This is a genomic window from Flavobacterium daemonense (assembly GCF_007341385.1).
GTDB lineage: Bacteria > Bacteroidota > Bacteroidia > Flavobacteriales > Flavobacteriaceae > Flavobacterium > Flavobacterium daemonense.
On the sequence record NZ_VJYD01000020.1, the window covers coordinates 62,582 to 73,118 of the forward strand.

Sequence of the window (10,537 nt, forward strand, 5' to 3'; positions counted from 1 at the left end):
GTTAAACAAATTAACGATTAAACAAATAAACAAAAAGTCAATGAAAAACATTGCCATCATCATGGGCGGATATTCAAGCGAATACAAAATTTCGCTTATCAGCGGAAACGTTGTGTACCAATATCTTGACAAAAAAAAATACAACGGATTCCGAATTCATATCTTCAAAGAAAAATGGGTTTATGTAGATGCAAACGACGCTGAATTCCCAATCGATAGAAACGATTTTTCTGTAACCGTAAACGGCGAAAAAATTACTTTCGACTGCGTTTTCAATGCCATTCATGGAACTCCAGGCGAAGATGGTTTAATGCAGGCTTATTTTGAGTTGTTAGGCATTCCGCAATCATCTTGCGATTATTACCAATCAGCTTTGACTTTTAACAAAAGAGATTTACTATCAGTTTTAAAACCATACGGAATCAAAACGGCTATTTCTTATTACTTGAACAAAGGAGATGCAATCAATACCGAAGAAATTGTTAAAAAAGTAGGTTTGCCATGTTTCGTAAAACCGAATAAAGCGGGTTCTAGTTTCGGAATCTCAAAAGTAAAATCGGAAGCAGAACTTCCTATCGCAATTGAAGTTGCATACAAAGAAGACAACGAAATCATCATTGAAAGTTTCCTTGACGGAACTGAAGTTTCTGTGGGAGTAATCAATTACAAAGGCGAAATCAAAGTTTTACCAATCACTGAAATTGTTTCAGACAATGATTTCTTCGATTATGAAGCCAAATACGAAGGAAAATCACAAGAAATCACACCAGCCAGAATCTCTGACGAATTGACTAGGAAAGTTGGAGAAACGGCAAAACGTGCTTACGAAGTCTTGAAAATGAAAGGTTTCTCACGAAGCGAATTCATCATCGTTGATAACGAACCATACATGTTGGAGATGAATACAATTCCGGGTTTAACAACCGAAAGTTTGATTCCGCAACAAGCAAAAGCAGCCGGAATTTCTCTGGAAGATTTATTTACAAATGCAATTGAGTTGGCGCTTTCTTAAAGATGCTAAGATACTAAGGTTCTGAGATTCTACGATTTCAGAACCTTTTTAATTTATACAATTGTCAGGCTGAGCGAAGTCGAAGCCCAAAAACTTTGAACCTTTGTCACTCTGTACCTTTGAACCTAAAAAACAAAAAATGCGAAAAGCCATATTTCCTGGATCATTTGACCCAATTACACTTGGACACGAAGATATTATCAAAAGAGGAATTTCTTTATTTGATGAAATCGTAATTGCGATTGGTGTCAATGCCGAAAAAAAATACATGTTTTCACTCGAAGAAAGAAAACGCTTCATTGAAGAAACTTTCAAAGACGAACCAAAAATTTCGGTGATTACTTATGAAGGACTTACTATTGATTTGGCACATAAACTAAAAGCCAATTTTATTTTAAGAGGTCTTCGCAACCCAGCCGATTTCGAATTTGAAAAAGCAATCGCACATACAAACCGACGTCTTTCTAAAATTGAAACCGTGTTTTTATTGACTGCAGCAAGAACATCATATATCAGCTCAAGTATTGTTCGTGATGTATTGCGAAATGGCGGTGAATACGAAATGTTAGTTCCAGATGCTGTGAGAGTTAAGAAATAACTCAAACAAATAAACTTATTTGTGTAGCTCAATTAAATCATTATTTTTGTTTTATTAACCAATAAAACCTTAATAATGATTTTTTACGGCACCAAATCAAAACACATTAAAAACGACCGTATTAATAATGTAGATTGCCCAGATTGCACTACGACAGTTTCAATGAATTACAGTGTGTATGAAAAATACGCACACATTTATTGGATACCATTTTTCCCTATCAAAAAATTAACTTTTGCCGAGTGCAACTCGTGTAAAAAAACATTTGAACAAAAAGAATTCTCTCCTTCCATTAAGCAAAAAATACAACATTCAATGGGGAGAATCAGCAGTCCGCTTTGGATGTATTCTGGAATTTTTATCATCGCTGCTCTTTTTCTTTTTGGCATGTTAAGTTCTGTACAAAAAGGAAAAGACACTGTTTCTTATATCGAAAGTCCAAAAATTGGAGACGTTTACAGCATCGACAATTCAAATGGTTTTTACTCTACAATGAAATTGACTGAAATTTCAAGAGACAGTTTGACTTTACTGCTAAACAATATGGAAGTAGACAAGAAAACTAGTACTGATAAAATTGACCTAGAAAAAAATTACGTTGAAAAAAAGGTTATTGCAAAAACAGAATTGCAAAAACTCTTTAAAGAAAATAAAATTTATGAAGTTGTTAGGCATTAAGCCACTTTAAGCCTAAATTTGCAAAAAATTACTGACTATAAGTAATTTTGCATTTTTAAAATAAAACAATCAATAATGAGCATCGAAAGAGAATTAAGCAAACGAAGCGGATCTAAATGTGAACTTTGCGGCGCAGAAGAAAACCTAAAAGTATATCAAGTATTGCCAACTAAAAAAGGCGGAATTGATGAAGCAATATTTGCCTGCAATACTTGCATTGACCAAATTGAAAATCCAGACAACGTTGATTTAAATCACTGGAGATGCCTGAATGACAGTATGTGGAATGAAAACATTCCGGTTCAAGTGGTAGCTTGGAGAATGTTAAGCCGTTTGCGCGCTGCTGGTTGGCCACAAGAATTGCTTGACATGATGTATTTAGACGAAGATACACTGGAATGGGCAAAAGCAACAGGCGAAGGTGAAGATGATGAAAACAAACTCGTTCACCGCGACAGCAATGGCGTAGTTTTACAACACGGAGATTCGGTTGTTTTAATCAAAGATCTTAAAGTAAAAGGCTCTAGCATGGTTGCCAAACAAGGAACCGCTGTTAGAAACATTCGTCTGGACCACGAAAACGCTGAATATATCGAAGGAAAAGTCGACGGACAACAGATTGTGATTATTACGCAATATGTTAAGAAAATATAGTTTATTTTAAAGGTTCAAAGGAGCAAAAGGTTCAGAGGGACAAAGGTTTTAAATCTTTGATTTTTTGCCACTTTAAGCCCTCGAACATAAAAATTATACAAAAAAAGCTGTTCTTTGAACAGCTTTTTTTTTTGATATCAAGGGACAAAGATTTAAAACCTTAGTCCCTTTGTTACTTTGAGACTATGAACCTTAAAAAAAATTATTTCTGGAATAATTTATTGATTTGATCTTTAACAAATGGTTCAGAAACACTGCTTGTTGCCGCAGTAGCTTCTTTGCTTGAAACCATAAATTGTACTGTCGCTTTTTCTGGAATAACGCTTCCTGTATAGTGCAACCAAATGTAGTTGTTAGGTAACTCTAATTTGATGTCGTACAAAGGATTTGCTGTAAAACCATTCATAATAATATTGTAAAGGCTTGCGTAATCGTTATTTACATTTTTGAATGTAAATTTTCTTAAAGACGAACCTTCGTCATCGTTTTGAATACTAGTGTAGTACACTGTATATTCGTCTCCAATTTTTTGAATGTAGTTGTTGTTTACTTTTCCTAATTTTTCAACAGGAACGGTTTCAATAACTTTAATTTGTGCGAAAGACGCAAAACTAAAGAACAAAATGGCAACGGTAATAATTCTTTTCATAATGGATTTGGGGTTTACATTTTTACTGTAACAAAAAAACATAGAATTTATGAAAAAACCCCTATCAAATCGTTATTTTTTTAACACAAAATTGTAAAACTTAGTTTCCGAATTCTAAAAACCTGACAAACAACAAAATAGAACCAAATTCATTTTCCAATTGACAATTTTGTCAAATCTAGTACTTTTTACCCTTCTCCTCTTCTTTCTTGATTACGTTGCGGGCAACTTCAATTTTAAATTTCTTGCCTTTCATTTTTTCATCTTTAATATGCTTCAAAAGCTCTTTTACTTTTCCGAATTTTACCGCTGCAAACGACACAAAATCTTTAACTTCTATAAGTCCCAAATCATCTTTTTCCAGCTTTCCTTTTTGAGAAAAGAATCCAACAATATCAAACTTATTCAATTTTGTCTTTTTGCCTCCGCTGATATAAATGGTTTGGAATTCTGGTGGTTTTGGCAACGAAACTTTTCCTTCAACATTTAAGACTTCCATTTCATAATCAATATAGTCAAGCTGTTTTTCGCTTTCATGAATGATTACATAGGCTGTTCCCGTTGCCTGCATACGAGCTGTACGTCCGTTTCTATGCGTAAACTCATCTTCTTTTAAAGGCAAATGATAATGAATTACGTGTTTCATTTCAGGAATATCCAATCCTCTTGCTGCTAAATCGGTTGTGATTAGATACGAAATGCTTCCGTTTCTAAACTGAATCAACGCGCGTTCCCTTTCATCCTGATCCATTCCGCCATGATAATAGGTGGCGTAAATTCCTTTTTCGTTTAAAGTATCGCTGATTCTTTCTGCAGCGTCGCGATGATTACAAAAAATAATTGCCGACTGCGATTTAAGTGAACAAATTAAATTGAATAAACTTTCCAATTTGTCTTTTGATGGCGACAAAATCATCTTCATCGAAAGATTTGCTTTTTCTTCTTCTTCCGGAATAAAATCCAAAACTGTCGGATTTATAACTCGTGTATATTTCGGAATTTCAATATCTGAAGTTGCTGAAACCAAAACTCTTTTGTTCACTTTTGGCAATCTTCCAATGATGAAAGACATCTGTTCGTGAAATCCTAATTGAAGCGATTTGTCAAACTCGTCTAAAATTAAAGTCTGGATTTTATCTGTCCTAAAAGTATCTCGGTCAATATGATCTGCAATTCTTCCTGGCGTTCCAATTAAAACTGCCGGAGGATTGCTTAAATTCTTGATTTCAGTGTCAATTGAGTGTCCGCCATAGCAAATATTAACTTTGTACTGCGTTCCCATTTTTTTCCAAACTTGTTCAATCTGCAATCCAAGTTCGCGCGACGGAACTAAAATAAGACATTGAACCGATAAAATTTCTGGCTGTAATAATTCTAAAATTGGAAGCAAAAAAGCCAATGTTTTTCCTGATCCCGTTGGCGAAAGCAGTAAAACATTATTATCGTTCAAAATAGCATCTTGTGCCATTTCTTGCATTTCGTTCAGGCTTTCAATTCCTAAATTCGAAAGTATATTGTTGGAATGGTGTTTTTTATTCATTTTGCAAAAGTAATTAAAAAAGTTTTGTTTCAGGTTTCAGGTTCTCTTTGTTTCAGGTTCTCTAACCGCAAAGCACGCAAAGGTTTACGCAAAGTTCGCCAAGTTTATGTTCAAAGCTTTGCGAACTTTGCGTTTTTTTTTAAAGCTTTATATAAAAAACCTTGCGCACTTTGCGGTTAAAAACACAATGAATATCAACCTGAAACTTGAAACAAAAAAACTTATATTTGACTCCTATTAAAATTAAAATCATGAAACTTTTTACCCTTCTTCTTTCCCTATTCACAATCACCACTTTTGCTCAAAACAACAAAAAATACGATACGTTTTTTGAGAAAGGAAACGGAAATCAATCGGCTTCGTATGCTGAGACTATTGCTTATTTTAAAATGTTGGCAAGTGATTTTCCAACGATTCAAATAAAAGAAATGGGTTTGACGGATTCTGGCGAACCTTTGCATATGGTGACTTTTAATCCGGATAAGGAATTTGATTTTGATAAAATTCAGAAAACAAAAGCCGTGCTGTTTGTAAATAACGGAATTCATGCCGGAGAACCAGACGGAATCGACGCAACGATGCAATTTTACCGAGATTTAGCAATTGGAAAACTGAAAGCGCCTAAAAATACTGTTTTGGTTTCTATTCCGGTTTATAATATTGGCGGGGCTTTAAACCGAAATTCAACAACAAGAGCAAATCAAGACGGACCAGAAATTTACGGTTTTAGAGGAAATGCTAGAAACTACGATTTGAATCGTGATTTGATGAAATCGGATACGAGAAATACGAAGAGTTTTGTTGAGATTTTCCAGAAAATAAATGCCGATGTTTTTATTGACAATCACGTGAGCAATGGTTCTGATTATCAATACAAACTGACTTACATCATGACGGAACACAATAAATTAGGAACGGTTCTAGGCGGTTTTATGAATAACGAAATGATGCCGGCGCTGGTAAAAAATTTACAGAAAAAGAAAATCGAAACAACGCCTTATGTTGATTCGTTTAAAGATACACCAGACAAAGGTTTTGGACAATTTGTCGACAGTCCGAGATATACTACGGGTTATACTTCGTTGTTCAATACAATTGGTTTTGTGGTTGAAACACATATGTTGAAAAAATATGCCGAACGTGTAAAAATGACATACGAATACATGAAATCGACTTTGGATTTTACCGACGCTAATTATCAGAAAATCAAAGACCTTCGTGTTAAAAATTTAGAGCAATATCAACCGAAGAAAAAATATACTTTGCAATGGGAATTAGACAGCACAAAAGCGACTACTTTTTCGTTTTTAGGATATGAAGCGAGTTACAAAAAAAGCGAGGCAACAACAGGAGATCGTTTGTATTATGACCGAAGCAAACCGTATAAAAAAGACGTGCCATATATTAAAGAATTCAAATCGCTGAAAGATGTTGTTATACCATCTGCTTATATCATTCCGCGTGGCTATTGGAATATTATTGATTTATTGAAAAACAATAATATTTCTTTTTCGCAACTTAAAAACGACACTATTATTGAAGTGGAAAGCTATAGAATTGCTGATTTTAAAACGGTTCCGATGGCTTATGAAGGACATTATGTGCATAGAAATACGACAGTAACTTCTAAAATCGTTAAAATGGCTTTCGCTAAAGGTGATTATATCGTGCCAACAACTCAAAAAGGTGTAAAATATTTAGTTGAAGCTTTTGAACCTGAAGGTGTTGATTCGTTTTTTAACTGGAATTTCTTTGATCCAATTTTACAACAAAAAGAACATTATTCTGAATATATTTTTGAAGATACTGCAGCTAATCTTTTAAAAGAAAATCCGTCTCTAAAAGCGGAATTAGAAGCTAAAAAACAAACTGATGCTACATTTGCTAAAAGCCCTGAAGCGCAATTAGACTGGATTTACAAACATTCTGCTTATTATGAAAAGGCGCATATGCAATATCCTGTTTACCGCGTTTTGTAGTTTTTTTTTTAACGCAAAGTACGCTAAGTTTTTTTTTTATTTTGATTGTGTTTGGATTGCGATAAGAACGCAAAGCTTTATGTACATGATAGCGCGGATTTGCCCGCGCTAGCCAAAAAAACTTGAAACTTCAAACCTGAAACAAATTATACAGAAAGTGTAGCTCCGCGTGAGGGATAGAGCCAGGCTACCGAAGTAGCGGCGAAAGCCCGACAGTATTTACAAAAAGACCCAATGAACGCAAAGTTGATTGGGTCTTTTTGTAAATACTGGCACGCCCAAATTCATTTTATAATTGTGGTTGTCTTTTTTGATAAGAAAATTTTTCGTTTTTACGTCTTCCCGTAAAGATTTTATATTTCAAGATTTTATATTTGGGCTTCAAAAATTATTGCCTAATTCTAACCTGTTTAACCACAAATTATGAATAATCAGACCGGCGACACGATTGTTGAGGGAATCTTTTACGGATTAAATTATTTGGGAGCGCTATTTCATTGGTCTGTTTTCTTTGGGCGAAAATCTTTTCAAAACGTACTTCAAAGCAGTTTTATTAATTGCATTATTGGGATTTTGGCAATTGTCTTGGTTGTCATTTTATTCAAAAATGAAGTGCTTCATTTTCTATTGTACTTAATCAAAAACCGACTAAACCATAACTAAAAATGAATTACCAATCTTCAGGAAACCCAAAGCCTTTTGCTATAATAGGTTTAGTATTTGCAATTTTAGCGCTTCTTTTTTCAATGATTCCATGTGTGGGATATTACGCCGTTGGACCAAGTTTTTTCGCACTTGCTTTTAGCGGTATTTCTTATCTTGGCTTGAAACAAAAAAACGAAAGTACATCTGTTCCTCTAGCTGGTTTGATTATCGGCGTGGCAGCGTTTTCAATTGGTATTTTTCAATATTACAAGTACGAAACGGTTTATGCGACCAAAGCTGAAATTGAAAAATCAATTAACGAAGCGCAAACTGAGGTTCTCGACACTATCCAAAAAAAGGTTTTAGAAAAGACCGAACAGAAACTAAAGGAAGAAATAGCGAAAGATTCGATTTTACAGCTAAAAAAAGATTCGATCCAAAAAATCAAGAATGATTCTGTTTCGAAATAAAGAATATCATTTTTTTAATTTCCTGATATTTAGCGTTGTACTGATTTTAATTCTATATCTGAAAACGGAAATTATCAGTATTAAATGCCCTTACGCCGAAATTGGGTTGAAATGCAGAACGTGCGGACTCACAACTTCTTTTAAAAGAATTTTAAACGGCGATTTCTCTAATTTAAATCTTGGGTATTTACTATTGTTTATTGCCTTTCTTTCACAATTGATTTTAAGACCGTTGGTGAGTTTTGCGTTGTTTTTACCAGACAACTGGAAATTGGTTCGAAATATTGATGTCGCGTTTTCTATATTTTTGTTTGGATATACTTATATTCGATTACTTTTATAAATATTTTAAAGAAAAATGGACACTTCGTTTTATCTAGAAAACTTTCAAAAAATAGCCAAGCAGCTTGATCATAAGCTTCTGGATGAAAAAGCAATTGAAGTTTCTGTTGGTGTTTATTTGGATTCTGTTTTTATAAAACTGTATAAAAAATCGTGGACAAATAATCCAGAAGAAGCTTTAACTGCTGAATCGAGGATTTTCTTTTCGGTTTGGATTAACGATTCCAGCATCAAGAAACAAAAAATCATGTATAATATTCATGCCTTAAAATTGAGAAAATTAAAAGGTTATACAATTGAAAGCAGAAAATTTGCCGAGAATTTCAGAAATTATTTTGAAAAATATCTTCATAAATGGCCAAACGTCAGCACAAATTTTGGCCCGCTGACTCTAATGGAAGGTTGGATTGAATTGGATACAGAAAATTTCCAGAAAGAAATTTTAGAAATCTGTACTAATTTTTTAGAGATTGAATTTTTGATTGATGATACTTTGGCTCCATTTAGATCAATTAAATAGAATTACAAAGTAAAATGCACCATTTAAAACCTAAAGTCCCGATTACGAAATTTCATAATCGGGACTTTATAATTTTGCATTTATTTAGAAATTTTTGTTATCGGATTTTCTTTCTCTTCAAACAATAATTTTATGTTTTCATAAGAATTTTTAAGCGCCTCTTTGATTTGTTCTGGATTCAGCCAAGCTACTTTTTCAATTCCTTCTTCAAGTTGTCCGTGCGGCGTACCTTCAAAATCAGACTGCATTTCAAACCAATGAGTGATTTTAAGTTTATATTTTCCGTTGCGTTTGAAAATATGATAGGTTTTTTGAAGTTTATTGGTAATTCGAAGTTTATTTACACCAGTTTCTTCCTCAACTTCGCGCATTGCGGTAACTTCAATGTCCTCGCCTTTCTCGATTCCACCCTTTGGAAGATCCCATTTCCCATTTCTGAAGATGAATAAAACCTCGCCTTTTTTATTGTACACAAAACCGCCGCCGGCTTTATTTACCGGAATTTTGGCCTTAAGGGTTTTCATAATTTCACTTTCATCTGGATGATAGAGAATAGCTTTTTGAATTTTATTTTGAAAAATTTTTATAATAAGCTGTTCTATATCAATACTTTCCAACAAGAACAATTGAAAATCTGTTTCACGAGAAATTTCATTTGTCAAAAAAAGTGGTTTGTCGTTCACAAAAACTTTATACATTTGTACTATGATTTTTAATAAAGATACTGCCGAAAAAACAGCCGAATTGCTTTTGCAAATAAATGCAATTAAATTGAATCCCGAAAATCCTTTTACATGGGCTTCTGGTTGGAAATCTCCTATTTACTGTGATAATAGGTTAATTCTTTCATTTCCGAGCATTCGAAATTACGTTCGTGATGAGTTTGCAAAGAATATTGAAAAACAATTTGGAAAACCTGACGTAATTGCCGGTGTCGCTACTGGAGCGATTGGAGTTGGAATTCTTGTTGCTGAAAGTCTTGGATTGCCGTTTGTATATGTGCGTCCAGAACCTAAAAAACACGGAAGACAGAACCAAGTGGAAGGTTTTTTACAAAAAGGCCAAAATATTGTTGTTGTAGAAGATTTAATTAGTACAGGAAATAGCAGTTTAATGGCTGTTGAAGCTTTGCGTAATGAAGGTGCTAATATTAAAGGTATGGCAGCGATTTTTACATACGGTTTTGGTGTTGCCGAAGAAAATTTCAAAAATGCAAATATTGATCTATACACTTTGAGCAACTATGAAAATTTATTAAGCTTAGCGGTTCAAAAACAATATATCACCGAAGATCAGCAATCGACTTTATTGGAATGGAACGAAAGTCCATCGACTTGGGGACAAGAATAAATTTTAGTCCCGAAGCCTCGGGATTAGATTTTAGATTTTAGATTTTAGATTTTAGATTTTAGATTTTAGATTTTAGATTTTAGATTTTAGATTTTAGATT

Annotated in this window: 13 protein-coding genes; 10 read left to right on the forward strand and 3 right to left on the reverse strand. The window is 33.8% G+C overall.

Annotated elements, in window-relative coordinates; translation table 11 throughout:
* Positions 1-40: 40 nt before the first annotated feature.
* The 4 genes from FND99_RS19095 (at position 41) to FND99_RS19110 (ending at position 2,942) form a co-directional block, all read left to right on the forward strand.
* Positions 41-1,012 (forward strand): D-alanine--D-alanine ligase, encoded by a 972-nt coding sequence (locus tag FND99_RS19095; protein ID WP_144339531.1) that lies wholly within the window; start codon positions 41-43, stop codon positions 1,010-1,012.
* A 139-nt stretch (positions 1,013-1,151) separates the two neighbouring features.
* Positions 1,152-1,610 (forward strand): pantetheine-phosphate adenylyltransferase, encoded by a 459-nt coding sequence (coaD, locus tag FND99_RS19100; protein ID WP_133525675.1) that lies wholly within the window; start codon positions 1,152-1,154, stop codon positions 1,608-1,610.
* A 75-nt stretch (positions 1,611-1,685) separates the two neighbouring features.
* Entirely contained in the window at positions 1,686-2,288 is a 603-nt protein-coding gene (locus FND99_RS19105; RefSeq protein WP_144339532.1) for a zinc-ribbon domain-containing protein, read from the forward strand.
* Positions 2,289-2,363: 75 nt separating this feature from the next.
* Positions 2,364-2,942, forward strand: coding sequence for a PhnA domain-containing protein (locus FND99_RS19110; RefSeq protein WP_144339533.1), 579 nt, complete (start codon positions 2,364-2,366; stop codon positions 2,940-2,942).
* 202 nt (positions 2,943-3,144) lie between these two features.
* Here FND99_RS19110 and FND99_RS19115 read toward each other — a convergent pair whose 3' ends face one another.
* Positions 3,145-3,591, reverse strand: a complete 447-nt coding sequence (locus FND99_RS19115; RefSeq protein ID WP_144339534.1) for a hypothetical protein — start codon at positions 3,589-3,591, stop codon at positions 3,145-3,147.
* Between the two features lie 178 nt (positions 3,592-3,769).
* Positions 3,770-5,131 carry a DEAD/DEAH box helicase gene (locus FND99_RS19120; RefSeq protein WP_144339535.1) on the reverse strand — a complete coding sequence of 454 codons (1,362 nt, stop codon included), beginning with the start codon at positions 5,129-5,131 and terminating at the stop codon, positions 3,770-3,772.
* Positions 5,132-5,382: 251 nt separating this feature from the next.
* Between FND99_RS19120 and FND99_RS19125 the strand changes: the two genes are divergently transcribed.
* From FND99_RS19125 to FND99_RS19145, 5 genes are all read left to right on the forward strand, one after another.
* Positions 5,383-7,110 carry a M14 family metallopeptidase gene (locus FND99_RS19125; protein WP_144339536.1) on the forward strand — a complete coding sequence of 576 codons (1,728 nt, stop codon included), beginning with the start codon at positions 5,383-5,385 and terminating at the stop codon, positions 7,108-7,110.
* Positions 7,111-7,533: 423 nt separating this feature from the next.
* Positions 7,534-7,773 (forward strand): hypothetical protein, encoded by a 240-nt coding sequence (locus FND99_RS19130; RefSeq protein WP_144339537.1) that lies wholly within the window; start codon positions 7,534-7,536, stop codon positions 7,771-7,773.
* Between the two features lie 2 nt (positions 7,774-7,775).
* Positions 7,776-8,225, forward strand: a complete 450-nt coding sequence (locus FND99_RS19135) for a DUF2339 domain-containing protein (protein ID WP_144339538.1) — start codon at positions 7,776-7,778, stop codon at positions 8,223-8,225.
* Complete coding sequence (locus FND99_RS19140; protein ID WP_144339539.1) at positions 8,206-8,568, forward strand: DUF2752 domain-containing protein; 363 nt, start codon at positions 8,206-8,208, stop codon at positions 8,566-8,568. Before FND99_RS19135 ends, FND99_RS19140 begins: the two co-directional genes overlap by 20 nt.
* A gap of 15 nt (positions 8,569-8,583) precedes the next feature.
* Positions 8,584-9,087: a hypothetical protein gene (locus FND99_RS19145; RefSeq protein WP_144339540.1), complete on the forward strand. Its 504-nt coding sequence runs from the start codon at positions 8,584-8,586 to the stop codon at positions 9,085-9,087.
* Between the two features lie 80 nt (positions 9,088-9,167).
* On the opposite strand, the gene FND99_RS19150 is transcribed toward FND99_RS19145, so the two are convergent.
* A complete protein-coding gene (locus FND99_RS19150) occupies positions 9,168-9,785 on the reverse strand; it encodes an NUDIX hydrolase (RefSeq protein ID WP_144339541.1) in 618 nt (205 codons plus the stop codon).
* A gap of 7 nt (positions 9,786-9,792) precedes the next feature.
* Here FND99_RS19150 and pyrE point away from each other — a divergent pair, with 7 nt between their 5' ends.
* On the forward strand, positions 9,793-10,437 hold the full coding sequence (gene pyrE / locus FND99_RS19155; protein ID WP_144339542.1) for an orotate phosphoribosyltransferase: 645 nt from the start codon (positions 9,793-9,795) through the stop codon (positions 10,435-10,437).
* The last annotated feature ends 100 nt before the right edge of the window (positions 10,438-10,537 follow it).